27 protein-coding genes are annotated in these 25,202 nt (G+C 64.9%); 13 read left to right on the forward strand and 14 right to left on the reverse strand.

Going from position 1 to position 25,202, the window contains the following annotated elements; genetic code table 11:
- The first annotated feature begins 71 nt into the window (after positions 1 to 71).
- Entirely contained in the window at positions 72 to 1,115 is a 1,044-nt protein-coding gene (hrcA, locus tag K0M74_RS07480; protein WP_293969940.1) for a heat-inducible transcriptional repressor HrcA, read from the forward strand.
- 4 nt (positions 1,116 to 1,119) lie between these two features.
- Positions 1,120 to 1,668, forward strand: coding sequence for a nucleotide exchange factor GrpE (gene grpE, locus K0M74_RS07485; protein WP_293969943.1), 549 nt, complete (start codon positions 1,120 to 1,122; stop codon positions 1,666 to 1,668).
- Positions 1,669 to 1,700: 32 nt separating this feature from the next.
- On the opposite strand, the gene def is transcribed toward grpE, so the two are convergent.
- Positions 1,701 to 2,234: a peptide deformylase gene (gene def / locus K0M74_RS07490; protein WP_293969946.1), complete on the reverse strand. Its 534-nt coding sequence runs from the start codon at positions 2,232 to 2,234 to the stop codon at positions 1,701 to 1,703.
- A 395-nt stretch (positions 2,235 to 2,629) separates the two neighbouring features.
- Complete coding sequence (gene recR / locus K0M74_RS07495) at positions 2,630 to 3,226, reverse strand: recombination mediator RecR (RefSeq protein WP_039579914.1); 597 nt, start codon at positions 3,224 to 3,226, stop codon at positions 2,630 to 2,632.
- A gap of 185 nt (positions 3,227 to 3,411) precedes the next feature.
- Here recR and fmt point away from each other — a divergent pair, with 185 nt between their 5' ends.
- The gene (gene fmt / locus K0M74_RS07500) at positions 3,412 to 4,332 is read left to right on the forward strand and encodes a methionyl-tRNA formyltransferase (RefSeq protein WP_293969949.1); all 921 of its coding nucleotides are present in this window, start codon (positions 3,412 to 3,414) and stop codon (positions 4,330 to 4,332) included.
- Between the two features lie 96 nt (positions 4,333 to 4,428).
- The gene (truA, locus tag K0M74_RS07505; RefSeq protein WP_293969952.1) at positions 4,429 to 5,169 is read left to right on the forward strand and encodes a tRNA pseudouridine(38-40) synthase TruA; all 741 of its coding nucleotides are present in this window, start codon (positions 4,429 to 4,431) and stop codon (positions 5,167 to 5,169) included.
- 83 nt (positions 5,170 to 5,252) lie between these two features.
- Here the strand turns inward: truA and K0M74_RS07510 are convergent, their stop codons facing one another.
- A complete protein-coding gene (locus tag K0M74_RS07510; RefSeq protein WP_088441069.1) occupies positions 5,253 to 5,780 on the reverse strand; it encodes a CarD family transcriptional regulator in 528 nt (175 codons plus the stop codon).
- A 313-nt stretch (positions 5,781 to 6,093) separates the two neighbouring features.
- Between K0M74_RS07510 and K0M74_RS07515 the strand changes: the two genes are divergently transcribed.
- Positions 6,094 to 6,912, forward strand: a complete 819-nt coding sequence (locus K0M74_RS07515) for an SDR family NAD(P)-dependent oxidoreductase (protein WP_293969956.1) — start codon at positions 6,094 to 6,096, stop codon at positions 6,910 to 6,912.
- A 161-nt stretch (positions 6,913 to 7,073) separates the two neighbouring features.
- On the opposite strand, the gene K0M74_RS07520 is transcribed toward K0M74_RS07515, so the two are convergent.
- The 5 genes from K0M74_RS07520 to hisG form a co-directional block, all read right to left on the reverse strand.
- A complete protein-coding gene (locus tag K0M74_RS07520) occupies positions 7,074 to 9,185 on the reverse strand; it encodes a sodium-translocating pyrophosphatase (RefSeq protein WP_293970059.1) in 2,112 nt (703 codons plus the stop codon).
- A 182-nt stretch (positions 9,186 to 9,367) separates the two neighbouring features.
- Complete coding sequence (gene thiL / locus K0M74_RS07525) at positions 9,368 to 10,297, reverse strand: thiamine-phosphate kinase (protein ID WP_293969959.1); 930 nt, start codon at positions 10,295 to 10,297, stop codon at positions 9,368 to 9,370.
- Positions 10,298 to 10,416: 119 nt separating this feature from the next.
- Positions 10,417 to 10,869, reverse strand: a complete 453-nt coding sequence (gene nusB, locus K0M74_RS07530) for a transcription antitermination factor NusB (RefSeq protein WP_293969962.1) — start codon at positions 10,867 to 10,869, stop codon at positions 10,417 to 10,419.
- 10 nt (positions 10,870 to 10,879) lie between these two features.
- Positions 10,880 to 12,172 carry a histidinol dehydrogenase gene (gene hisD, locus K0M74_RS07535; RefSeq protein WP_293969965.1) on the reverse strand — a complete coding sequence of 431 codons (1,293 nt, stop codon included), beginning with the start codon at positions 12,170 to 12,172 and terminating at the stop codon, positions 10,880 to 10,882.
- On the reverse strand, positions 12,159 to 12,815 hold the full coding sequence (gene hisG, locus K0M74_RS07540) for an ATP phosphoribosyltransferase (RefSeq protein ID WP_293969968.1): 657 nt from the start codon (positions 12,813 to 12,815) through the stop codon (positions 12,159 to 12,161). Before hisG ends, hisD begins: the two co-directional genes overlap by 14 nt.
- Positions 12,816 to 12,853: 38 nt before the next feature.
- Here hisG and K0M74_RS07545 point away from each other — a divergent pair, with 38 nt between their 5' ends.
- Positions 12,854 to 13,933 carry a DUF2332 domain-containing protein gene (locus tag K0M74_RS07545; protein WP_293969971.1) on the forward strand — a complete coding sequence of 360 codons (1,080 nt, stop codon included), beginning with the start codon at positions 12,854 to 12,856 and terminating at the stop codon, positions 13,931 to 13,933.
- Positions 13,934 to 14,150: 217 nt separating this feature from the next.
- Here the strand turns inward: K0M74_RS07545 and K0M74_RS07550 are convergent, their stop codons facing one another.
- Positions 14,151 to 14,600 (reverse strand): DUF1465 family protein, encoded by a 450-nt coding sequence (locus K0M74_RS07550; RefSeq protein WP_293969974.1) that lies wholly within the window; start codon positions 14,598 to 14,600, stop codon positions 14,151 to 14,153.
- A gap of 101 nt (positions 14,601 to 14,701) precedes the next feature.
- The gene (locus K0M74_RS07555) at positions 14,702 to 14,899 is read right to left on the reverse strand and encodes a DUF465 domain-containing protein (RefSeq protein WP_293969976.1); all 198 of its coding nucleotides are present in this window, start codon (positions 14,897 to 14,899) and stop codon (positions 14,702 to 14,704) included.
- Positions 14,900 to 15,024: 125 nt separating this feature from the next.
- On the opposite strand from K0M74_RS07555, the gene K0M74_RS07560 reads away from it, so the two are divergent.
- On the forward strand, positions 15,025 to 15,183 hold the full coding sequence (locus K0M74_RS07560) for a DUF465 domain-containing protein (protein ID WP_293969979.1): 159 nt from the start codon (positions 15,025 to 15,027) through the stop codon (positions 15,181 to 15,183).
- A 49-nt stretch (positions 15,184 to 15,232) separates the two neighbouring features.
- On the opposite strand, the gene K0M74_RS07565 is transcribed toward K0M74_RS07560, so the two are convergent.
- The 3 genes from K0M74_RS07565 to K0M74_RS07575 all read right to left on the reverse strand — a co-directional run bounded on the left by K0M74_RS07565 (position 15,233) and on the right by K0M74_RS07575 (position 17,916).
- Positions 15,233 to 15,622, reverse strand: coding sequence for a PilZ domain-containing protein (locus K0M74_RS07565; protein WP_293969982.1), 390 nt, complete (start codon positions 15,620 to 15,622; stop codon positions 15,233 to 15,235).
- Between the two features lie 106 nt (positions 15,623 to 15,728).
- Complete coding sequence (gene dksA, locus K0M74_RS07570; RefSeq protein ID WP_293969985.1) at positions 15,729 to 16,190, reverse strand: RNA polymerase-binding protein DksA; 462 nt, start codon at positions 16,188 to 16,190, stop codon at positions 15,729 to 15,731.
- Positions 16,191 to 16,902: 712 nt separating this feature from the next.
- Positions 16,903 to 17,916, reverse strand: a complete 1,014-nt coding sequence (locus K0M74_RS07575; protein ID WP_293969988.1) for a hypothetical protein — start codon at positions 17,914 to 17,916, stop codon at positions 16,903 to 16,905.
- Between the two features lie 187 nt (positions 17,917 to 18,103).
- Between K0M74_RS07575 and serS the strand changes: the two genes are divergently transcribed.
- From serS to K0M74_RS07595, 4 genes are all read left to right on the forward strand, one after another.
- Positions 18,104 to 19,384 carry a serine--tRNA ligase gene (serS, locus tag K0M74_RS07580; RefSeq protein WP_293969991.1) on the forward strand — a complete coding sequence of 427 codons (1,281 nt, stop codon included), beginning with the start codon at positions 18,104 to 18,106 and terminating at the stop codon, positions 19,382 to 19,384.
- Between the two features lie 118 nt (positions 19,385 to 19,502).
- Positions 19,503 to 20,267: a 5'/3'-nucleotidase SurE gene (gene surE / locus K0M74_RS07585; RefSeq protein WP_293969994.1), complete on the forward strand. Its 765-nt coding sequence runs from the start codon at positions 19,503 to 19,505 to the stop codon at positions 20,265 to 20,267.
- A 292-nt stretch (positions 20,268 to 20,559) separates the two neighbouring features.
- Complete coding sequence (locus K0M74_RS07590) at positions 20,560 to 21,489, forward strand: M23 family metallopeptidase (RefSeq protein ID WP_293969997.1); 930 nt, start codon at positions 20,560 to 20,562, stop codon at positions 21,487 to 21,489.
- On the forward strand, positions 21,486 to 22,553 hold the full coding sequence (locus K0M74_RS07595) for a TrkA family potassium uptake protein (RefSeq protein WP_293969999.1): 1,068 nt from the start codon (positions 21,486 to 21,488) through the stop codon (positions 22,551 to 22,553). Before K0M74_RS07590 ends, K0M74_RS07595 begins: the two co-directional genes overlap by 4 nt.
- Here the strand turns inward: K0M74_RS07595 and K0M74_RS07600 are convergent.
- Complete coding sequence (locus tag K0M74_RS07600; RefSeq protein WP_293970002.1) at positions 22,550 to 22,879, reverse strand: DUF423 domain-containing protein; 330 nt, start codon at positions 22,877 to 22,879, stop codon at positions 22,550 to 22,552. The genes K0M74_RS07595 and K0M74_RS07600 overlap by 4 nt on opposite strands.
- Positions 22,880 to 22,948: 69 nt before the next feature.
- Between K0M74_RS07600 and K0M74_RS07605 the strand changes: the two genes are divergently transcribed.
- The gene (locus K0M74_RS07605; protein WP_293970005.1) at positions 22,949 to 23,656 is read left to right on the forward strand and encodes an alpha/beta hydrolase; all 708 of its coding nucleotides are present in this window, start codon (positions 22,949 to 22,951) and stop codon (positions 23,654 to 23,656) included.
- Between the two features lie 169 nt (positions 23,657 to 23,825).
- Positions 23,826 to 25,196 carry a 30S ribosomal protein S12 methylthiotransferase RimO gene (gene rimO / locus K0M74_RS07610; RefSeq protein WP_293970008.1) on the forward strand — a complete coding sequence of 457 codons (1,371 nt, stop codon included), beginning with the start codon at positions 23,826 to 23,828 and terminating at the stop codon, positions 25,194 to 25,196.
- Positions 25,197 to 25,202 lie beyond the last annotated feature (6 nt).

Below are 25,202 nucleotides of genomic sequence, written 5' to 3' on the forward strand. Positions count from 1 at the left end.
CTTAGCGGGGCATGCGGCGGTTGGCCAGAGCATAGCTTGCCCCCACGCCCCCGCGTCCCTAAATCCCCACCATGACCACCGCGCCGATCACCGAACTCACCACGCGCGCCCGCGACGTGTTCCGGCTGGTCGTCGACGCGTATTTGGAAACCGGACAGCCGGTCGGGTCGCGCACGCTGTCGAAGCTCGCGGCGCTCAACCTTTCCCCCGCATCAATCCGCAACGTCATGCAGGATCTGGAGGAATTCGGCCTGCTTGCCAGCCCGCACACCAGCGCGGGGCGGCTGCCGACCGAACAGGGCCTGCGCCTGTTCGTCGACGGCATGATGCAGGTCGCCGAGCCGAGCGCCGAAGACCGCGCGCAGATCGAGGCGAGCCTGTCCGACGCGGGTCCGATCGAAAGCGCGCTCGCGCAGGCGACCTCCGCGCTTTCCGGCCTGTCCGCGTGCGCCGGTCTCGTGCTCGTGCCCAAGCACGAACGCATCCTCAAACAGGTCGCGTTCGTGCCGCTGTCGGACGCGCAGGCGCTCGTCGTGCTTGTCGCGGGCGACGGCGCGGTCGAGAACCGCGTTATCGACACTCCGCCCGGGCTCGACCCGTCGGCGTTGGTCGAGGCAGGCAATTATATCAGCGCGAGGCTGGGGGGGCTGACGCTGACCGAGGCGATGGCGCGGGTGCGGCACGAGATCGAGGCCGAGCGTATCGCGATCGACCGCGCGGCGCAGGATCTGGTCAGCCGCGGGCTGGCGATCTGGTCGTCCGACGGCGCCGACCGCCCAGTGCTGATCGTGCGCGGTCAGGCCAATCTGCTCGACGACAGCGCGGTCGGCGACCTCGACCGCGTTCGCCAGCTGCTCGACGAACTCGAAACCAAGCAGGACATCGCGCAATTGCTCGACAGCGCGCGCGACGGCAGCGCAACCCGCATTTTCATCGGATCAGAGAATAAATTATTCTCGCTTTCGGGCTCTTCCGTGATAGCGGCGCCCTATCGCGGATCGGACGGGCGCGTGGTCGGCGTGGTCGGGGTTATCGGCCCCACCCGCTTGAACTATGCCCGCATCGTTCCCATGGTGGATTTCACCGCACAATCGCTCTCCAGACTGATACGATAGGTTTATGACGAACATCGAAAATGACACCCCGGTCGACGACAGCGCGACCCCCGCAACCGACGCTCCCGAGGCGGCAGCGCCCGAGAATGATGAAGTCGCCCAGCTGCACGAACAGCTCGCCGCGGTGCAGCAAGACCTGCTCTACGCGCGCGCCGAAACGCAGAATCTGGGCCGCCGCAAGGAAAAGGAAATTGCCGACGCGCACGCCTATGCCGCGACCAAATTTGCGCGCGACATCCTATCGGTCGCCGACAACCTCGGCCGCGCGCTTGCCGCGCTCAGCGACGAACAGCGCGCGTCGGACGCGATCAAGCCGCTGATCACGGGCCTTGAAGCGACCGAGCGCGAATTGCTCAGCGTCTTCGAACGCAACGGCATTACCCGCATCGCCGCGGTCGGCCTGCCGCTCGACCCGAACCAGCATCAGGCGATGCTGGAGATTCCGAGCAGCGATGCGGAACCCGGCACGATCGTGCAGGAAATGCAGGCTGGTTATATGATGAAAGACCGGCTGCTACGTCCGGCGATGGTTGCGGTGGCGAAGGCGGGTTAAATTCTTCCCCTCCCTTGCAGGGAGGGGAGAAGCTACGCCGCTTTGCGCATCTTCATCAGCTTCTTCAGAACCATCTCGCGCTTCAACCGCGACAGATGGTCGATGAACAAAATGCCTTCAAGATGGTCATGCTCGTGCTGGATGCACGTCGCCATCAGCCCGGTCATGCGTTCCTGGTGATGCTTGCCATCTTCATCCTGCCAATCAACGGTTACCTCGGCGGGGCGCGTCACATCGGCATATTGTTCGGGGACCGACAGGCAGCCTTCCGAATAGACGCTATGTTCCTCGCTCTCGTCGGAAAACACGGGGTTGATGAACACGCGCGGCTCGCGGATCACGTTTTTGCCCTCTTCATCCTCGGGATCGGGTTCCTGCAAGTCGATCACCAGGATGCGCTTCGCCACCCCGACCTGAATCGCCGCCAGCCCGATACCGGGCGCGTCATACATCGTCTCGAACATATCGGCGACCAACTGCTTCAGCTCTGCATCGAAGGTCTCGACGGGCTTGGAAATGACGCGCAGCCGGGGATCCGGGGTCTCTATGATAGGGAGTAAGGCCATGGGGGTCAGGTATGGTCGGCGGAGCGTTGGGTCAAGGGGGCTAGCGTTTACGCCGCCGCTTTGCCTTTAGCTCGCTTTCGGTGTGAGCATATTCGGGCGGCAGTTCGTATTTCCCGAATCTATCGTAGTGACGCGAACTTTTGGCTGACTGTGCCTTCATCATCCGCAGGCTTCGCCAATTCAAAAATATTGTCCAAATGACAGCCCAAATTAGTAGCGTTGCTAGCCGCGTAATAGGTTCGCTCAGCGTATCCACGCCGACGAAAGGGGCGAATATGGCGATTGGGACTATAGCGGGCACGAGCATTACACCCGTCATCCGGCTTGCGGTATTGCCAATGCCCGTGATCAACCCATTTGCGAATTTTCGATCTAAACTCGACTTAGCTCCGAGCTCACCCCACCGGCCTCCGCGCCCGTAGCGCCTGAGCCAACGTCCCCTCATCAAGATAATCGAGTTCACCCCCCACCGGCAGACCATGCGCCAGCTGCGTCAGCCGCACCGGATAGCCCTCCAGCCGTTCGGCCAGATAATGCGCGGTCGTCTGCCCCTCCAGCGTCGCATTCATCGCCAGCACGACCTCGTCGATGCCGCCCGCGGCGACGCGCGCGACCAGCGCGTCGATCGCCAGGTCCTGCGGACGGATGCCCTCCAGTGCCGAGAGTCGCCCACCCAGCACATGATATTTGCCGGGAAACAACCGCGATTTGTCGAGCGCCCACAGGTCCGACACCTCCTCGACGACGCACAGCGACCGCGCATCGCGGCGCGGGTCGGCGCAGATCGCGCAGGGGTCGTGCGTGTCGACATTGCCGCAGATGGTGCAGGTGACGAGCCGTTCGGACACCGTTTGCAACGCCGCGAGCAGCGGCACGAACGCGGACTCGCGTTTCTTCATCAAATGCAGCACCGCGCGCCGCGCCGACCGCGGGCCGAGGCCGGGGAGACGGGCGAGTTGCTGGACGAGGGCTTCGATTTCGGTGGAGGCCATGGTGAGGTGGTAGTGGCGCGCAGGGATGCGCGCAATATCCCTTCCCGACACCCTCCTCGTCACCCCGAACTTGATCCGGGGTCCATGCCGCCGGCGCCGCAATGGATGCCGGATCAAATCCGGCATGACGAAGAAGCCGAGCATCAATCTTGCACAACCCCGCATCCTCCGCCAAAGCCCGCACCATGCGTATCGCCTTCATGGGAACGCCGCCCTTTGCGGTGCCGACGCTCGCTGCGCTGCACGCCGCGGGCCACGACATCGCGGCCGTCTATACCCAGCCGCCGCGCCCGGCGCAGCGCGGCAAGAAATTTCAGAAAAGCCCGGTGCAGGTCTGGGCCGAAGACCATGGCCTGCCGGTCCGCACGCCCAAAAGCCTGAAGGGCGCCGAGGAGCAGGCCGCGTTCGCCGCGCTGAACCTCGATATCGCAGTCGTCGCCGCCTACGGCCTGATCCTGCCGCCCGCGATCCTCGATGCGCCGCGCGAGGGATGCCTCAATGTCCATGGTTCGATCCTGCCACGCTGGCGCGGCGCCGCGCCGGTGCAGCGCGCCATCCTGGCGGGCGACGCCGAAACCGGGGTGACGATCATGCAGATGGACGTCGGGCTCGACACCGGCGCGATGCGGCTGGTCGAGCCGACCCCGATCGGACGCAAGACTGCGGGCGTGCTGACGCACGAACTCGCCGAAATGGGCGCGCTTATGATGCGGCGGGTGCTGAGCGAGCTCCACGCCTTTCCGCCGGTGCCGCAGCCCGACGACGGCGTCACCTATGCCGCCAAGATCGACAAGAGCGAAGCGCGGCTCGATTTCTTGGTCGGCGCGGTGCAGGTCGAACGCCAGATACGCGCGTTCAACCCGCTACCGGGGGCGTTTTTCGAGCTGGAGGGCGATCGCTACAAGATATTGGCGGCCGAGGTTGTGCATCCTGGCGAGACGGTCGCGGGGGCGGCGCCCGGTGTGACGCTCGACGATGCTCTCACCATCGCCTGCAACCCCGGCGCGATCCGCGCGACGCGGGTTCAGCGTGCGGGCAAGCCTGCGATGGAAGCGGGCGAATTGCTGCGCGGGCGGGCGATTTCGGCGGGGACGCGGCTTACCTAATTCCGTTCGCATCGAGCGTAGTCGAGATGCCCATCGGTGGTGTGCGCCTTCGGGGTGTCTCGACTTCGCTCGACACGAACGGCTAAAGGGGCGGCGATGACAAGATTTGCCCTCACCATCGAATATGACGGCCGCCCTTACATGGGCTGGCAGCGGCAGGCGCATGGCCCCAGCGTTCAGCAGGCGATCGAGGAAGCGATCCACCGCTTCACCGCCGAGACGGTGCAGGTGTTCAGCGCCGGGCGCACCGACGCCGGGGTCCATGCCATCGCAATGCGCGCGCATGTCGACATCGAAAAGTCACTGACTCCGTTCAAGCTGACCGAGGCGCTCAATGCCCAGCTGCGCCCCGCACCGATCGCGGTCCTTGCCGCGGAGGTCGTCCCCGACGACTGGCACGCGCGCTTTGCGTGCATCGGGCGGTCTTACGAATATCGCATCGTCAACCGCCGCGCGCCGCTGACATGGGACAAGGGGCTGTCGTGGCAGGTCGCGCGGCCCTTGAACGCCGATGCGATGCACGCCGCGGCGCAGGCGCTCGTCGGCCTGCATGATTTCACCACCTTTCGGTCGGCGCATTGCCAGTCGCAAAGCCCGGTGAAGACGCTCGATAAGCTGACCGTCAGCCGCCACGGCGACGAGCTGATCATCGAGGCTGCGGCGCGCAGCTTTCTGCACCATCAGGTTCGATCGATGGTCGGAAGTCTGTCGCTGGTCGGGCATGGAAGATGGTCGGCGGGGGATCTGAAGGATGCGCTGGCGGCGGCGGATCGCAATGCGCTGGGGCTGAATGCCCCGCCGGATGGGTTGTATTTTGTCGGAGCGACTTATCCCTGATCCCTCTCCCCTTGGGGAAGAGGACCGAACGAAAAAGGGCGGCCCTCTCGGACCGCCCTTCCCTAAATCGCTAGCCTGCGCGCTTATACCTTTTCGGCGTAATACAGCGGCGCGTGCTCGTTCAAAATCTGAAGGATCTTCGCCTGCGCGGTCTTTTCGTCGCTCTCTTCCATCGCGCCGAGTTCGCGCGCGAGGCGGCTCGATGCCGCTTCAAAGATCTGGCGCTCCGAATAGCTCTGCTCGGGCTGGTCGTCGGCGCGGAACAGGTCGCGCGTCACTTCGGCGATCGACACCAGGTCACCCGAATTGATCTTCGCTTCATATTCTTGCGCGCGGCGCGACCACATGGTGCGCTTGACCTTCGGCTTCGTGGTCAGCACCTGCAGCGCTTCTTTCAGGGTCTTGTCCGACGACAGCTTGCGCATCCCGACGCCTTCGGCCTTGTTCGTCGGTACGCGAAGCGTCATTTTTTCCTTTTCGAAGCGCAGAACATAGAGTTCGAGCTGCATCCCGGCGATTTCCGATTTCTGCAACTCGATGACGCGCCCCACGCCATGTTTGGGATAAACGACATAATCACCGACTTCGAACAAGAGCGTGCTTACGGACATGCAAATTCCTTTTGTTGTGCCTTGACCCCGATCTGAAACTGCGACAACAACGGCGTATCCCACCCTCTAGCCAAGGGGGAACAGCATTCGGTCGGCGCTAGCCAGTCAGAGTGACAAGGGATATGGCTCCATCGGAACGCCGCGAAACGCCCCAGCCCGAGACGGGAAGAGGCAGAATGTCAGCGCGTTGATATTTATTATAACAGATTCGCAACAAAATTGCCACCCCCGCCCGGGGATGCGCGAGCGCACCGCCTTGACGGCTGGGTGAACCCGTTTCAGGTTGCAACCAAATCGTGGAATGGGAGCGGATATGAACGATCAGATCTGGTGGATTACCGGCGCCTCCTCGGGCATCGGCGCGGCGCTGGCACGGGCGCTGGGGGCCCGCGGCGCAAAGCTGATCCTGTCGGGACGCAACATCGCCGCTCTGGAAGCCGCCGCCGCCGATTGCGGTACCGAGACGCTGGTGCTGCCGTTCGAGGCGACCGATTATGCCGCCCTCCCCGCAATCGCCGCGCAGGCGTGGGGCTGGCAGGGCCGCATCGACGGCCTCGTCAACAATGCCGGTATCTCGCAGCGCAGCCTGGCGATCGACACCGACTTTGCCGTCTATCAACAGATTGTCGCGGTCGACCTGCTCGCCCCCATCGCGCTGACCCAGCAACTGCTGCCGCGCATGGTCGGCGCCGGCGGCGGCCAGATTGTCGCGATTTCCAGCGTCGCAGGCATCACCGGGGTGCCGCTGCGTAGCGCCTATTGCGCCGCCAAGCACGGCCTCATCGGCTATCACGATAGCGTGCGGGCCGAGAATGAGCATCTGGGGCTGAAGGTTCTCGTGGTCGCGCCGGGGTCGGTCCAGACCAATGTCAGCCGCAACGCGCTGAACGCCGATGGCAGCGTGCGCGGGGAAAGCGACGCCGCGATCGACAACGGCCTGTCGCCCGATTTCGCCGCCGCGCAGATCGTGGCCGCGGTCGATGCCGGGACGCGCGAACTGGTGGTGGCTGAAGGCGCCGAGGCGGCGATCGCGGCGCTGCGCCGCAGCGACCCCGACGCACTGTTCGACCGGATGAGCGCGATGGTGCAGGCGGGCTATGCGGCGCAGATGAAGGCGGCGAGCGCGTCCTAGGCAGCGGCTAACGACTGGTTGCGGACGTTTCTTCTCCCCTCCCGCCTGCGCGGGAGGGGATACTCGCGCCCTTTGCCAACGTCCGCCCCCACCCCGACCCCGACAAAAAAGCCCCGCCGGATCGCTCCGACGGGGCCTTTTTTAGCCCGCAGGCAGATGCGTTAACCCGCAGCCAGTGCCGCGAGGAGCAGGATCGCCACGATGTTGGTGATCTTGATCATCGGGTTGACCGCCGGACCCGCGGTATCCTTGTACGGATCGCCGACGGTGTCGCCGGTCACCGCGGCCTTATGGGCCTCGCTACCCTTGCCACCGTGGTTGCCGTCTTCGATATATTTCTTCGCATTGTCCCATGCACCGCCGCCCGAGGTCATCGAGATGGCAACGAAAAGACCGCCGACGATCACGCCGAGGAGCAATGCGCCAAGCGCTTCGAGCGCCGCGACCTGCCCCGCCACCGCCAGGATGACGAAATAGACGACGATCGGTGCCAGCACCGGCAGCAGTGACGGGATGATCATTTCCTTGATCGCCGCCTTGGTCACCAGATCGACCGTGCGCGCATAATCGGGCTTGCTCTCATAGGTCATGATGCCCGGGTTGTTCTTGAACTGGTCGCGAACATCCTTGACCACCTCGCCCGCTGCGCGGCCGACCGCAGTCATGCCCATTGCTCCGAACAGGTACGGCAGCAACGCGCCGAGCAGCAGCCCGACGATGACATAAGGCGACGACAGCGAGAACGTCAGCGGCTCGGTCAGCCCGAGCTTCGCCGAATATTCGGTAATGTCGGCGGTGTAGGTACCGAACAGCACCAGCGCCGCGAGACCCGCCGAGCCGATCGCATAACCCTTGGTCACCGCCTTGGTCGTGTTGCCCACGGCGTCGAGCAGGTCGGTCTTTTCGCGCACCGACTCATCGAGTCCCGCCATTTCGGCAATGCCACCGGCATTGTCGGTGACCGGGCCATAAGCGTCGAGCGCCACAACCATGCCCGCCAGCGCGAGCATTGCGGTGGCGGCAAAGGCGATGCCGATGATGCCCGCCAGGATATAGGCGATGATGATGCCCGCACAGATGACCAGCGTCGGCAGCGCCGTCGATTCAAGGCTGATCGCCAGCCCCTGAATGACGTTGGTGCCGTGGCCGGTTTCCGATGCCTTGGCGATCGACCGCACCGGGCGATAGTTGGTCCCGGTGTAATATTCGGTGATCCAGATGATCAGCCCGGTGATGACAAGGCCAAGCAGCGAGCAATAGAACAGATCCATGCCGTTAAAGGTCGTGCCGACCACATCGGTGGTCATGTCGCCCTGCAGGATATAGCTGGTCGAGAACCAGATCGCCGGGACCGAGAGGACCGCGGTGACCAGGAAGCCCTTGTACATCGCGCCCATCACGTTGGTTCCGCCGCCCAGGCGGACGAAATAGGTACCGATGATCGAAGTAATGATGCAGACGCCGCCCATCAGCAGCGGCAGGCTCATCAACGGCACGAGCATATCGCCCGCACCCTTCAGCAGCAGCGCCATCAGCACCATCGTGGCGCCGACAGTGACGACATAGGTCTCGAACAGATCGGCGGCCATACCGGCGCAGTCGCCGACATTGTCACCGACGTTATCGGCGATCACCGCAGGGTTGCGTGGATCGTCTTCAGGGATTCCGGCCTCGACCTTGCCGACCAGATCGGCCCCGACGTCGGCGGCCTTGGTAAAGATACCGCCGCCCAGGCGCGCGAAGATCGAGATCAGCGAGGCGCCGAACGCCAGCGCGACGAGCGCGTCGACGACGGTGCGATCCTCACCGCCAACGGTGAACCCACCGGGACCGATCAGATACCAGAAAAAGACCGAGATCGCGAGCAGGGCGAGGCCTGCCACCAGCATGCCGGTTATCGCGCCGGCGCGGAACGCCATGGTCAGGCCCGCCTGAAGGCCCGTCTGCGCCGCAGCGGCGGTGCGGACGTTGGCTTTCACCGAGATATTCATGCCGACGAAACCGGCCACGCCCGACAGAACGGCGCCGATAACAAAGCCGGTCGCCGAAATCGCGCCAAGGAAAAACCCGACGAGAATGGCGACAACGACGCCGACAATGGCGATGGTGCGATATTGGCGGCCCAGATAGGCCTTGGCGCCTTCCTGAATGGCGGCGGCAATTTCCTGCATCTTTTCATTACCCGGCGAGGCGCTGAGCACCTGACGCGAGGTAATGAAGCCATAGAGCACGGCAATAAGGCCGCACGCTATCGCGATCATAACCGGATCAATCATGAATTTCCTTCCCCATTGAGCGGGGCGGAGTCAGGTGAATAGTCGAGCACGTCCGACTTATGATTGCCGGTTCGCCCTCTCCCCTGATGCGACCGCCCCTAAATTTGGACGCCGCGTTATGGGAAGAAAGAAAGCCTAGGGCAAGCCCGGTTTTTCGGCACATTTGTAACGGTTTCGCGTCAGTGTGTGAAACCGAGACGATCGGGCAGCACAATGCGCTGGGCGCGGTGCGTCAGCACAATTCCCGCGCCCACTCCGGCATGGCCGATCGGCGTCGCCAAGACATTCAGCCCCGCCGCAATTTCGCGGATTGCTCCCGTCGCGCCGGGATCGGCAGCGAACAACAGCTGATAATCATCGCCCGCCGTCGCCGCCGCGAGCCGCGTGTCGACGACATCGGGGCGCACGGCGAGCAACGCCGCCGACAGCGGCACCGCCTCGAGCATCAGCACAAACTCGCACCCGCTCGCGTCCGCCATGCGTTGTGCGTCGATCAGCAGCCCGTCGGACACATCCATCATCGCGTGAACATGCGGCACCACCGCCTGCCCGAATGTCAGCTGCGGCTGCGGGCGGCGATAGGCGGTGAGGCAGGTCTCGTTCGCCTCCTCCTGCCCCAGCCGCATCGCCAGCCCCAGCCCCGCATTGCCGATCGAACCGGTGACCCACAGCTGATCGCCCGGTTTCGCGCCGCCACGCGAGGGCGCCCCGCCAGGAGGCGCACGGCCGATCGCGGTCAGCCCAAAGCTGCGCGGCGCGCCCGCAGGCACCCGCACCGTGTCGCCGCCAAGCAGGATGACGCCGAAGCGGCGCATCGCCAGGTCGAGACCTTCCACGAACGCCGCGTCCCATTGGTCGTCGCCGAGGCTGTAGCCGACAAGCACCCCGACCGGCGCCGCGCCCTTGGCGGCGAGGTCCGACAGGTTTACGGCGACGAGCTTCCACGCGACGTCCTGCGGGGTGTCGTCAGGCAGGAAGTGAATGCCCTCGACGATCATGTCGTGGGTGAGGACCAGCCCCTCCCACTCGGCCGCATCGTCGGCGAGCCCGCGCGCCGCGGGATCGGTCGCGATGGCGCGCAGGCGAGTGATGAAATCGGCTTCGGACATGCGCGACCCTCTCGCCCAAAACAATGTGCGCTAATTCCGTTCATGTCGAGCGAAGTCGAGACACGCGTAAGACACGCTGGGCATCGGCGTGTCACCACTTCGCTCGACGCGAACGGTTTCTAGCTATTCTTCCGCACGTCCTTACCAATCGCATCGAGCAGCCCGTTGGCAAACCCCGCCTCGCGCGCGTCGAAAAACGCTTTGGCGACATCGACATATTCGCTGACCACGGCACCGACCGGCACATCGCCGCGCGCGATCAGTTCATAGGCGCCGGCGCGCAGGATCGCCTTCATCGTGCGGTCGAGCCGCTCCATCGACCAGCCGCTGGCCAGCCGCGTTATGATCGCCGCGTCAATCTCTTCGGATCGCGCCAGCGTACCCTTCACGATATCGTCAAAAAATTCGATGTCGGCGCCGGCATATTCAGCATCCTCGATCGTCGCGCCGATGCGGTGCTGGTGGAATTCGTGGATCAGCTTGGCGACCGGCGTCGCTTCCATCTCGTGCTGATAGAGCGCCTGGACGGCGGCGAGACGGGCGGCGGAGCGAGACTGAGAGCGTTTGTTCATGGTTCTTTTCTTAGCTGAGACGCTGGCTGACCGATAGCGCGTGGGCGGGTAGCCCCTCGGCCCCGGCAAGCGCGACCGCAGCGGGGCCGATTGCAGCAAGGCTGGCGTCGTCGAGTGCGAGGAAGCTGGTGCGCTTCATGAAATCGCTGACTGACAGCCCGCTCGAAAAGCGCGCACGGCGGCCGGTCGGGAGGACGTGGTTGGGTCCGGCGACATAATCGCCGATCGCTTCGGGGGTTTGGCGGCCAAGAAAAACCGAACCAGCGTGACGCACCTTGGCGAACAGCGCATCGGCCTCGGCGGCATCGACCGCGAGTTCGAGATGTTCGGGTGCCAGCCGGTCGCAAAGCGGGATCGCGTCCGCCAGCGTCGGCACGATGATCACCGCGCCATTGGCGTCCCAGCTTTGGCGCATTGTCGCCGCAGTGCTTAGCGTCGGGATGATCGCATCGACCGCTGCGGCGACCGCGTCGGCAAAGGCCGCATCGTCGGTGAACAGGATCGACTGGCTCGTCGGATCATGCTCGGACTGGCTGAGCAGGTCGGCCGCAATGATGCGCGGATCGTTCTGCCCATCGGCAACGACAACAATCTCGCTCGGCCCCGCGACCATGTCGATGCCGACGACCCCGTAGAGCTGGCGTTTTGCCTCGGCAACCCATGCGTTGCCGGGACCGGTGACGACGTCGACCGGTGCGATCTTGTCCGTGCCAAAGGCGAGCGCAGCGACGGCCTGCGCACCGCCGACCCGCCAGATCTCATCGACCCCGCCGATATGCGCCGCGGCCATCACGACCCGATTGGTCTCACCGCCCGGCGTCGGGGTCATCATCACGATGCGTCCGACCCCCGCGACCTTCGCGGGCAGGATGTTCATCAGCACCGACGACGGATAGGCCGCGCGGCCACCGGGGACATAGACCCCCGCCGCATCGACAGCGCTCCAGCGCGCACCGAGCCGCGCGCCCGTCGCATCGCGATAGTCGCGATCCTCGGGCAGCTGGGCGGCGTGATAAGCGCGGATGCGGTCCGCAGCGAGGTTGAGCGCGTCGCGGAGTTCGGGCGCAAGCGCTTCATAAGCGGCGGCGCATTCCGCCTTCGAGATGCTCCAGCCGCTCGTGTCGAGATCGAACTTGTCAAAGTTGGCGGTATATTCTGCGAGCGCCGCGTCGCCTTCGGCTTTCACGCGCGCGATGATCGCCGCGACGTCGCTCGACACGTCGGAATCGCTCTCGCGCCGATCATTGACCAGCGCGTCGAATTCGGCCGCAAAGCCGGGTGCCGAAGCATCAAACCGCCGCATCGCCCACCGCCTGCCGGAACCGCTCGACCAGCGCCGGGACTTCGGCCGAACGCAGCTTGAACGCGGCGCGATTGACGATCAGCCGTGCCGATACGTCGCTGATGATTTTCTGTTCCGCGAGCGCGTTCTCAACCAGCGTCCGCCCGGTCGAAACCAGGTCGACGATATGCGAGGCGAGTCCAAGCTTCGGCGCAATCTCCATCGCACCGTTCAATTTGATGCACTCGGCCTGGATACCCTGCGCCGCGAACCAGCGCCGCGTTGTTGCGGGGTATTTCGTCGCAACGCGAATGTGGCTTTCGCCCAATCCCGGTGGCGGCGCATCGGCGGGGCCGGCGAGCGACAGACGGCAATGGCCGATGCCCAGGTCGACCGGCGCGTACAACTCGCTGTAATCGAACTCGTCGACGACGTCGGAGCCAACGATGCCGAGCTGCGCCGCGCCGTGCGCAACGAACGTCGCAACGTCGAACGCGCGGACGCGGATCAGCGAGACGTGCGGCTGGTTGGTCGCGAACACCAGCGCGCGGCTGCTCTTGTCGAAGAAATCCGCCACGGGTTCGATCCCGACGCGCGCCAGCAGCGGCAGCGCTTCGTCGAGGATCCGCCCCTTGGGGATGGCAAAGATGATGGGTTCGGGCATAAGCGTCGCGCACATAGGCGGCGGAGGGAAAAAGGGCAATGAGCGAGCGATACGACTTCGTTGACATGGCCGAAACCGGACCCGCAGCGGTGCGCTCTGCCTTTGCCAACCAAATACTCTATTGCCGCGCCAATGGCGCCCCGGTGACCGCGCGGATCGTTGCCGCGCTCAGCACCTTGCTCGAAAAGCCCGCCAGCGAATTTGCCCGCCGCATCGCCGACTGGTCCGGCGCCCCGCTCGCCGACGCGCTACCGCTGCGCGCCGCGGGGGGCATCCACGCGTTGCATCTGGCGGGCAGCGCGCATGAGCTGGCACCGATCTATGCCGATGCCGAGGACATCAACGACGCCGCGATCGTCGCCGGGGTGGTGACGCGCCACGAGGCGGCGCTGCGCACCTGGCTCGACGGGCCGCCGCAGACCAACGAGGCGGGGCGCTCGTCGAACTTCATCGCCGCGATGCTGTGGCTCACCGACCGCGGCTTGCCGCCGCGCTTCGACTGCCTTGAAATCGGGTCGAGCGCCGGGATCAACCTGATGATCGACCGCTATCATTATGATCTCGGCGGGGTGCATGTCGGCCCGCAGCCCGGCGGGATGGCGTTCACCCCCGACTGGCGCGGCAACCATCCGCCGCAGCACGCGATCGAATTTGTGGGCCTGAAAGGCTGCGACGTCGCGCCGGTCGACCTGACCGATCCGGCGCAGGCGCTGCGGCTGAAAGCCTATATCTGGCCCGAACATCATATCCGCTTTCAGCGCTTGGAAGCGGCGATTGCCGCAGCGACTGAAGCCCCGCCGCAACTGGTCCAGGCCAACGCCGCCGACTTTGTCGAGGCCGAACTGGCGCGATTGCAGGCGGACGGGACAACTCGCGTCCTGATGCATTCGATCGTCTGGCAATATGTGCCCGCCGACCAGCAAGCGCGGATCACCGCGGCGATGGAAGCCGCGGGCGCACGCGCGACCGCGGACCGTCCGTTGGCTTGGATCGCGCTCGAGGCCAATCGGACGGTTCATCATCATGAACTGGTGGTGCGACATTGGCCGGGCGGCGGCGCACCGGTGAAGCTGGCGCATGCTCACGCCCATGGCGCGTGGGTGGAGTGGTTCGGCTAAATGCTCCTCCCCCGTGATAGGGAAGGCAGCGAGACTTGCCAGCTTGCTGACCCAGTCGCAGCGGCGGGGGTGCGCTCTCGGCCTGACGCGAAGGCGCAACGACGCGCCATCACCCCATCAAACTCCGCCTTTGGGTCGAAAAACGGGCTTGATCACAACGGAAACTAATCGCTTCTCGATAAGGCTCCATATCCTTCCCCCATCAAGGGGCAAGGCATCAGAGCCGCGCCTCCAGCTGCGCCAGCAACCGCTGCACCGGCGTCGCCGCCTGCGGTGCATCCCAGCCCGCTTCCAGCCCCGCGATGCGTTCGAACAAGCGCTCGCTCGCCGCGATGATCCGCCGCACCGACGCCTCGAACCCCGCGCAAACGTCCCAATCGGCCGCGACCGGCTCGCCGATCCGCGCCGCGCTGTCGTGGGGCCCCGCGCCCGGATCGCCCGCCATCATCGCGCGGCGGTGGAGCAGCCAGGCGATGACATGCATCAGCCGCGTCGTGGTCTTGAGCGATTCGCATGCAAGGCTGATCTGCATCACTCCGTCACGCCGGACATCGCCCAGATCGCGTTGTGCGGCAAAGGCGGCGTGCGCCTCGTCGGCGAGCACCATCGCTTCGACATACAGATTTTCAACTTGGGCGCGTTGCACCGGCACTGCGATTGCCATCATGTCTGATTGCCGGGCGACCATGGACCGATGGATGCCATGGCTACGCCGCAATGCAATGGCGGTAACTATAAAATTGCTGCCTGCGACCGTCCCGTTTTGATTCAGGCGATAATGTCGGGAACCAGTTGATCCTCGCACCAGGCGATTTCGTCGCGCAGACGCAGTTTGCGTTTCTTTAGCCGCGCGAGCTGTAACTGGTCGGGAACCGCTGCGGTACCGAGCGCAATGATCGCGGCGTCGAGGTCACGATGCTCGATCCGTAACAGCTCCAGGCGCTGAGTGATTTCGTCGGGGCTCACGACCGCTTCCCTGCCACGTTCACCACTGGTCCGCAACGGGGACCGGCCTAGCGAATCGTCACGACATTCGCCGCGATTCGTGATTTACTCGGCCCTGCCAATCGAGTCGAAAAGGAGAATGGCCCATGAGCACGTCGCATCTTTCCGCCCTGAAGTCGCGTCACGCGAACCTCGACGAGAAAATTGCGAATGAAGAGCGGCGTCCGGCGCCCGACATGGCGGCGCTGGCGCAACTGAAAAAGCAGAAGCTCAAACTGAAGGAAGAGATGCTCGCGGTCGCCTGACGATCGCCAGCCGTTACCGCCCCGCTGGTGCCGCCCTAACCAGAAAGCATCAGCGTCGGCGGTACAGCGGCCCCCGTTCGAGGCCGGAACGCCGCAGATGCGGCGGCAGATCGGACTGCTGCACCACCTGACGACGCACCGCCTGCGGATCGATCTGACGATCGAACGCGATACCGAACTTGCCCTCGCCCGCCCACACGACGCGGCCGGGTACCCTACCGATATTAGTCAGCTCGATTTCGAGCGCCGCGCCTTGTTCGGCGCACACCTTGCCCTCGGCCAGCATGCCGCCCGGCGACAGGTTGCGCACGCGCACCACCACCGGATCGGCGCGGCCTGGCAGGATCAACCCGGCCTGCATGAACAGGCTGTCCCGATCGGCGCCGCGCGACAGCGCCGCCACTTCTTCATCTACCGTTACCGGCCTATGCGAATCCATTGCGACCCATTCCCCGCGTTGATTTTCAGGTATTGGAATCTAGAGCGCAGCCATTGCCGAAATGTAAATTGCCGATGCACTATTGGGCGCTTCGTCCCAAAGCGGATCAATCTTCGCGCGAAATTCGCTCGTTGCGCTCGTGGCGCTCCTGCGCCTCCAGCGTCATCGTCGCGATCGGACGCGCTTGCAGGCGGGCGAGCGAGATCGGCTCGCCGGTCACCGCGCAATAGCCATATTCACCCTCGTCGATGCGGCGGATCGCCGAATCGATCTTGGCGATCAGCTTCCGCTGGCGGTCGCGGGTGCGCAGTTCGATGGCCCAGTCGGTCTCGCTCGACGCGCGGTCGGCCAGATCGGGTTCGCGCAGCGGTCCGTCCTGCAAATGCGCGAGGGTCGATTCGGATTCGGACAGGATCGACTTTTTCCAAGCGAGCAGCAGGCCGCGGAAATATTCCTGCTGCCGCTCGTTCATAAACTCTTCGTCGTCGCGAGGAACATAATCCGTATCGAGATTTGACTTGGCTGCGCGCAGCGCGTCGGCACCAATGTCGGCAATGCTGGTCGGCATGAGGGGCTCTCGCGTCCTTTCCTGTCACCCCGCCGTCCGCCAAGCGGTGCAGGGAGTGGCGCGCCTATAACCAGCCGCTGGTTGCGATACAAGCGCCGAAGCAGCCGATAGCGACCGGGCGTGAAGCGCGGCTGAACGGAGAGCGCATCTGAGGAGATTCTCACCGATCGATTGCAAGCCCCAGCGTGCCGAAGGCGTACCCGATTTAGGGCCGAAGATTAACCAATCGTACAGAATCTTTGCAGTTTCCGTACTATTTTGGGACAACAACCGCCATTGGGGTTGATTCCAGCGCCCTTTTCCCGCTGCCGGACAGGCAAACGCGGTTAACGCAATTGCCGCGTTCGCAAAGCTTTGACCTTTTGGGGTGTAGCGAAGGTGAAACAGGTGCCGGTGGATGGCGCTTTGCACCTGCAACGGGAAAGAAAGAGAAACCTATGTCTGTCCGAATGGCCCTCGCCAAGCTTTGCGCCTGCACCTGCGGCGGCGCGCTCATCGGGACCGGCGCGATGCAGGTTGCGGATGTACCGTCGGCGCGCGCCCAGACAGCCAAATGCTCGCCCTGCGTCGGCAAAAAAATCGTTCGCAAACGTCACGCCGCGCGCAAGCCTGTTAAGCGCGTGCGTCGCGTCGTCACGACCAAGCGCATCATCCGCACTGCGACCCCGCAGACGCAGGTGGTGACCCAGACGATCCCGCTGCCCCCGATCCCCTACGCCCCCTTCCCGCAGCGCGGCGGTTTTGAAGGCGGCGGCAGCGGCGGCGGTGTCACCGTGATCGGTGGCGGCTTTGGCGGCGGTTTCGGCGGCGGCTTTTTCGGAGGCTTCTTTGGCGGCAGCAGCGGCGGCGGCAGCAGCGGCAGCATTGTCGTCACCTCGACGACGACCGGCGGCCTCAGCACCACGTCCAGCAGCACCTCGGGCGGTGTTTCGACTTCGACCGGCGGCGTGAGCACCTCGACTTCGACAGGCGGTGTTTCGACCTCGACCGGCGGCGTCAGCACCTCGACCTCGACCGGCGGGATTAGTTCGACGACGTCCACCGGCGGCGTCTCCACTTCGACGGGCGGCGTCTCCACTTCGACGGGCGGCGTTTCGACCTCCACCGGGGGCGTCAGCACCTCGACCGGCGGCGTTTCGACCTCGTCGGGCAATGTGTCGACCTCATCGGGCAACGTCAGCACCTCGTCGGGCAACGTCTCGACGTCATCGGGCAATGTCAGCACCTCGTCATCGAGCAGCAGTTCATCGTCGAGTTCGTCGTCCTCCTCCTCGTCGTCCAGTTCGTCGTCGGGCGGCAGCTCGTCGAAGGGCGGCTCGTCGCATGGCAGCTCGGGCTGGGGAAGCTCGTCACACGGCAGTTCGGGCGGCTCGAATGGTTCCAGCGGCAGTTCGGGCGGCTCCAGCAGCAGCTCGGGCGGCTCGAGCAGCTCTTCGTCCAGCTCGTCTTCGTCGTCGAGCAGCAGCACGTCGAGCGGCGCAACCTCGTCGGGCGCGACCGGCAGCAGCAGCAGCTGGGGCTCGACCGGCAGCACCAGCACGGGCAGCACCGGCTCATCGTCGAGCAGCAGTTCGTCATCCTCTTCTTCTTCGTCCAGCTCGGGCGGCACCAGCAGCGGATCGTCGGGTACGCCGACCCCCGTTCCGGCTCCGCCGATGATGCTGTTGTTCGGCGCCGCCGCCGTCGCGCTGGTCGCGCGCCGCCGCGCAGCGAACCGCAACGACAACGACGCCGACGCGGCGTAAATGATCCACTGGAGGTCGGGGGGCTAACCCGGACCACCACACTGAAGGGCCGCCTTTCGGGGCGGCCCTTTTTTATGGGCGCGATCGGGCAAGAGCAGCGCGGCGGATCAGCAACCCTCAACAAAGGACAGGCTTGCACCCCCCGCCCGGCAACGCCATAGCGCGCCCATGCACGATATCCGCCTGATCCGGGATGACCCGCAAGCCTTCGACGCCGGCCTCGCGCGCCGGGGCCTCGAACCCCTGTCCGCCCAAATCCTGGCCGCCGACGCGTCGGTGCGCGCGTTGCAGACCGAAATTCAGGCCTCGCTCGCGCGCCGCAACGAAGCCTCAAAGCTGATCGGCCAGGCAATGGCGCAGGGCGACAAGGACAAGGCCGAAGCGCTGAAGGCCGAGGTCGCGACGCTCAAAACGTCGCTGCCCGAAAAGGAAAATGCCGAGCGCGAACAACTCGCGGCGCTGCAAGACACGCTCGCCGCGCTCCCGAACCTCCCCGCCGCCGACGTTCCCAAGGGGATGGACGAAGACGGCAATGTCGAAATCGCACGCTGGGGTACTCCGCGCAGCTTCGATTTCGCGCCGCAGGAACACGCTGACTTCGCCCCCGCGCTCGGACTCGATTTTGAAACTGCGGCGAAGATGTCGGGCGCGCGCTTTGCGTTCCTGAAGGGCCAGATGGCGCGGCTGGAACGCGCGCTCGGCCAGTTCATGATCGACCGGCAGACAATCGACGCGGGCTATACCGAATGCGCGACCCCGCTGATGGTCCGCGACGAAGCCGCGTTCGGTACCACCCAGCTGCCCAAATTCCGCGAGGATCTGTTCCAGACCACCGACGGCCGCTGGCTGATCTCGACGTCTGAGATGAGCCTGACCAACGCGGTGCGCGAAGAGATTTTGCCCGAAGCCGATCTGCCGATCCGCATGACCGCGCTCACCCCCTGCTTCCGCTCCGAAGCCGGGTCGGCGGGGCGCGACACGCGCGGCTATATCCGCCAGCACCAGTTCTGGAAGGTCGAGCTCGTCTCGATCACCCGCCCCGAAGACAGCGATGCCGAGCTCGAACGCAAAACCCGCGCCGCCGAAACGATCCTCGAAGCGCTGGGACTGCCCTATCGCAAGATGCTGCTCTGCGCCGGCGATATGGGTTTTGCCGCGCGCAAGACCTATGATCTTGAAGTCTGGCTGCCCGGCCAGAACGCCTATCGCGAGATTTCGAGCTGTTCGAACTGCGGCGATTTCCAGGCGCGGCGAATGAACACGCGCTTCCGCCGCGAGGGCGGCAAGACCAACGAATTCGTGCATACGCTGAATGGGTCGGGGTTAGCGGTCGGTCGGACGCTGGTCGCGGTGCTCGAAAATTACCAGCAGGCCGATGGGAGCGTCATCATTCCTGATGCGCTGCTGTCGTATATGGCCGGGATCACCAAACTGACACCCGCCACCTAATACTCGTCAGCCCGGACATGATCCGGGGTCCACGACGCCGTCGCCGAATGGATGCCGGTTCAAGCCTGTCCCGAGCAGGTCGAAGGGTCCGGCATGACGAAGAGAGAAAGACCAAACGTTGCGCATCCTCCTCACCAACGACGACGGCTACCACGCGCCCGGCCTCGCTATTCTCGAAACAATCGCGCGTCAGCTAAGCGACGACATCTGGGTCTGCGCGCCCGCCGAGGAGCAGTCGGGCGCCGGTCACTCGCTCACCCTGTCACGTCCCGTCCGCATCCGCCAGCATGACGAACGGCGCTTCTCGTGCAGCGGGACGCCCACTGATTCGGTGATGATGGCGATCGGTAAGCTCATGCCCGACAAGCCCGACCTGATCCTGTCGGGCGTCAACCGCGGCGCCAACCTGGGCGACGACATCACTTATTCGGGCACCGTATCGGCGGCGATCGAAGGCGCGCTCGCGGGCATTCCTTCGATCGCGCTCAGCCAGGTCTATGCCAAGGAAGGCATGGGTGACACTGTCCCCTTCGCCCCCGCCGAAACCTGGGGCGTACAAGTGCTGCGTCCGCTGCTCGCCATGGCCATGCCGCCGCGCACGCTGATCAACATCAACTTCCCCGCGATCCCAGCCGCCGAGGTGCAGGGCATCCGCGTCACCCGCCAGGGTTTCCACGATTATGGCCGTGGCTCGATCGTCGAAGGCACCGACCCTCGCGGCTATCGCTATTACTGGTTCGGCCTGCACGGCATCGAACACAGCCTCGCGCACGACAGCGACCTCGAGGCGATCGACGATAATTTCATCTCGGTCACCCCGCTCCATCTTGACCTGACGCATGACGCGTCGCTGGCGGCGTTGCGGAGTGCTTACGCGGTGTAAGACGTCGCCTCCGCGAAGACGAGGGCCGCCTGTCGATTGACGCGGCGACGAAGGCATTTGGCCTCGCGCGGCCCCCGCCTACTCGGGGGCGACGGCTCTGAGTCTAGCCACCGCTCGCTTCCTTTGGCAATAGCGGCGCGTGGGGGAAATCAGACATCATGTCGGAGTTATGCTGGGCGCCATGCTGCTTGCCGGTTGCATCCCCGCGGCCCCTGTCCCGCCGTCACGACCCGTCGCGCCGACAACCGCTCCGCTCCCCTCCCAGCACAGCTTCGACTTTGAACGGCGACCGATGAGCAACGTCGTCGGCGGCGACGCGCGGCCGACGTGGACGCTCAAACCCGTGATCAGCAATGCGGTGCGCGTGACCGCAGGCGCCTACACCGTCCGCCCCGGCGACACGCTGCGCGCGATCGGCGAAATGAGCGGCGCGGGGTCCGAAGCACTTGCACTCGAAAACGACCTCACCCCGCCCTTCACCCTGCACCCCGGCCAACAGCTTCGTATCCCCGCCGGCCTGTACCACCGCGTCGGCGCGGGTGAGACCGGGATCAGCATCGCGCGCGCCTACGGCGCAGAATGGGGTGAGATCATCACGTTCAACGCGCTCGCGGACCCCTATATATTGCGCGTCGGCCAGCAGCTGCGCCCGCCGTCCGATGCGCGCGCTTCGCTGCCCGGCCCCATCAACGTCGGCGCCCGCGCCGCGGACTTTACCCTCGACATCGACGACATCGTCACCGGCAGTCAGCCCGCGCTCGCCGAAAGCAGCCGTCCGACCGCGGGCAACGCCGCGCCGCACCAGCCGGTGACCACCGCCATCGCCGCACCAGCCGCCTTCACCGGTCGCTTTGCCTGGCCACTCAACGGCCCGATCCTCGCACGCTTCGGCCCGCTCGCACCGGGCAAGGTCAGCGACGGGATCAATATCGCCGCCGCCGCGGGCACCCCGATCCGCGCCACGGCCGATGGTTTGGTCGCCTATGCGGGCGAGCAGATCGGCGTCTATGGCGGCTTGGTCCTGATCAACCATGGCGGCGGCTGGGTCAGCGCCTATGCCCATGCAGCGAAAATCGACGTGCAGCGCGGTCAGGCGGTGCGGACAGGCGACGTCATCGGCCGCGCCGGGGCGACCGGCCAGGTCCAGACGTCGCAACTCCATTTCCAGCTGCGCAAAAATCGCATACCGATTGATCCGATGAAACAATTGCCGCCCCGATGAGCGACCACAAACCGTCCAAGCTGAAACCGCAGCACCGCTTTCAGCCGCTGCGCCGCGCCAGCAAATGGCCGGTGTGGGCCGATGTTGGCGCACGGCTTTCGCTTGCCTTCTTTCTGATCGGTATCGTCGTGCTCGTTCACTGGATCGATCGCGAAGGATTGGTCGACCATTACGACGGCCATGTCAGCTTTCTCGACGTCGTCTATTTCACAATGATCTCGGTGACGACGACGGGGTTCGGCGATATCGCGCCGATTTCGAACCGATCGCGCTTGATCGAGGCGGTAATCGTCACCCCGATCCGCATCGCGGTGCTGTTTATCTTTGTCGGCACCGCCTATAATTTCGTCCTCAAACGCACATGGGAAAAATGGCGCATGGCCCGCATCCAGGCACAGCTCACCGACCATATCGTCGTCCTTGGCTTTGGCGTCAGCGGCAGCGAAGCCGTCAAGGAACTGATCGCGCGCGGCACCGATCCGGCGTGCATCGTCGTCATCGACCAGTCAGCGTCGCGGATCGAAGAGGCCGAGGCGATGGGCTGTAACGTGCTGCAGGGCGACGCATCGAACGACGACACGCTGATCGACGTCCATATCGGACGGGCGCAGGCGGTGCTGGTGTCGGCGGGCCGCGACGACAGCTCGATCCTCATGGTCCTGACCGTTCGCCACCTCTCACCCAAAGTGCCGATCAGCGTCGTCATTCGTGCGCAGGACAATGAAGTCCTCGCACGGCAGGCAGGCGCGAATAATGTCATCAATCCGGTCAGCTTCACCGGGCTTTTGCTTGCCGGATCGGCGCAGGGGGCGCATGTCGCCGACTATATGGCTGACCTTGCCAGCATCGGCGGGCGCGTCCAACTGCGCGAACGGCCGGTCGTCGCCACCGAAATCGGGCGCAGTATCGACCAGCTCGCCAACGAAGGCCGCGGCCTGCGCATCTATCGCGGCGGCAAACCCTACGGCTTTTGGGAACCCGAAGCGCAAAATCTCGAACCCGGCGACCTGATCGTCGAGGTCATCCGCTGCGAAGAGTGCGAAGCAGACGTCGACGGCGACTAACCCCGCCAGTATATCCAGCCCGCCCACAGCCAGCCAATGATCAGCAACCCACCGCCGATCGGTGTCACCGCACCCAGCCAGCGCGGCGCGCCGAGCGCCATCGCATAGAGCGTCACTGCAAAAATCGCCGCTCCAACCAGCAACATGATCGCCGGGCCGCGCGCAACGCCCATGATCGCCAGCGCGGCGACCGCGTGGATCAGCTGGTACATCCCGCCGGTGCGCAGCCATTCAGCCTCCTGCTGCCCAGCCGCGCCATGCGCGCCGAACGCCCCCGCCGCCACCGCAATCGCCGCCGAAACTGCCGCAAATATGCCTATGCTCATCCGTTACCCTATCCGCTTGCAATGCCGCGCCAATCGGCCAAGCTGTAAACCGATGACAGGGAGAAGGCGATGCCCCGCGAGATACCGCTGCCCACTGGATTGAAACCGCCGAGCCGCCGCGCGCAGCTCGGCGAACTCACGCTGCCGTTCGACATGCTGCGCTATGGTCTGTCGGGCTATCATCTCATCGGCGCCCCGCGTGGCGACGGCCGCCCCGTCGCCCTGCTCCCCGGCTATGGCGCGTCCGAGCTCTCGATGCGCCCTTTGGAGGCGTATCTGCGTCACCTCGGCTATCATGTCCGCGACTGGGGCATGGGCCGCAATCAGGGCCGCGTCGCCGCCGACGTCGAACGCTTCGCGGCGCAGGCGGCCGAATGGGTCAAGACCGACGGCGCCCCGCTCTCCCTGATCGGCTGGAGCCTCGGCGGCGTCATCGCCCGCGAAAGCGCGCGCGCTTATCCCGAACTGGTCCGCGAGGTCATCACCATGGGCACCCCGATCATCGGCGGCCCCAAATATACCGCGCTCGCGCAGCGCTTCGCCGGGCGGGATTTCGACGCAATCGAGCGCGAGATCCACGCGCGCAACCTGAAAGGGCTGACACAGCCGCTGACCGTCATCTACTCTGACCGGGACGGCATCGTCGGGCCGGATATCGCCGTCGACACTTACAACGACCAGGCGCGGAATATCAAAGTCGACAGCACGCATCTGGGTTTGGGGATCAATCCGAAGGTTTGGCGGATTGTCGCCGATACGCTGGCGGGGGCAAACTAGAACCGCTCCCCTTCAGGGGAGGGGCAGCGAGACTTGGTTCGGCTAAGCCGGACCAAGTCGCAGCGGAGTGGGCCTATGGCCGCATACCCCACCCCAACCCCTCCCCTGAAGGGAAGGGGCTTAGGACAGGTGACAAACCCCAAAAAATCCCCTATGCGCGCCCGCAATCATGACAGTCAAAACCCTCCCCTCCCAGCCGAAGGTCGGCATGGTTTCGCTCGGCTGCCCCAAGGCACTCGTCGACAGCGAACGGATTCTGACCAAGCTGCGCGCCGACGGTTACGGCCTGTCGCCCGATTATGCGGGCGCCGACGTCGTGCTCGTCAACACCTGCGGCTTCCTCGACTCGGCGAAGGAAGAAAGCCTCGAGGCGATCGGCGAAGCGATGGCCGAGAATGGCCGCGTCATCGTCACCGGCTGCATGGGCAATGAAGCCGACGTCATCCGCGCGCGCTTTCCGAATGTGCTCGCGGTCACCGGCGCACACCAGTACGAACAGGTCGTCGACGCCGTCCACGAGGCCGCGCCGCCGACCCAGGGCCCATTCGTCGATCTGGTTCCCGAAGGCGGCTTGAAACTGACGCCGCGCCACTACAGCTATCTGAAGATCAGCGAAGGCTGCAACCACAGCTGCTCCTTCTGCATCATTCCCGATCTGCGCGGCAAACTCGTCAGCCGCCGCATCGACGCGGTGCTGCGCGAGGCCGAAAAGCTCGTCGCGGCGGGAACCAAAGAGCTACTGGTGATCAGCCAGGACACTTCGGCTTACGGCGTCGACACCCGCCACGACCCGCGCCAGTGGAAGGGCCGCGAAGTCCGTGCCCATATGACCGACCTCGCACGCGAACTCGGCCAGCTCCAGACCAGCGAAGGCCGCGCCCCGTGGGTGCGCCTCCACTATGTCTATCCCTACCCCCACGTCGACGCGGTGATCCCGCTGATGGCCGAGGGACTGCTGACCCCCTATCTCGACATCCCCTTCCAGCACGCCAGCCCGAGCGTCCTCAAGCGCATGAAGCGCCCTGCGAACGAAGCGAAGGTGCTCGAACGGCTCAAGAACTGGCGCGCTATCGCCCCCGACATCGCGATCCGCTCCAGCTTCGTCGTCGGCTTCCCCGGTGAGACCGAAGCCGATTTCCAATATCTGCTCGACTGGCTCGACGAAGCCGAGCTCGACCGCGTCGGCGCCTTCCGCTTCGAACCCGTCGCGGGCGCGCAGGCGAATGCGCTCGACGATCAGGTTCCCGAAGAGGTCAAGGAAGAACGCTACCAGCGGATCATGGAAAAAACCGCGGCGATCAGCGCCGCGAAGCTCGAAGCCAAAATCGGCCGCACGCTGCCGGTGATCATCGACGAAGTCGGCGAAGCCGACGAAGACGGCAGCATCGGTGCCACCGGGCGGTCACAGGCCGACGCGCCTGAGATCGACGGCCATGTCTATCTCCGCGACGTCGCTGCGACGTTGAAAGCCGGCGATATCGTCGATGTCGCGATCGAGGATGCTGACGAGCATGATCTGTTCGGAGTCATCGCCGCCTGAACCGTC

Source organism: Sphingopyxis sp. (genome assembly GCF_019459305.1).
Taxonomy (GTDB): Bacteria; Pseudomonadota; Alphaproteobacteria; order Sphingomonadales; family Sphingomonadaceae; genus Sphingopyxis.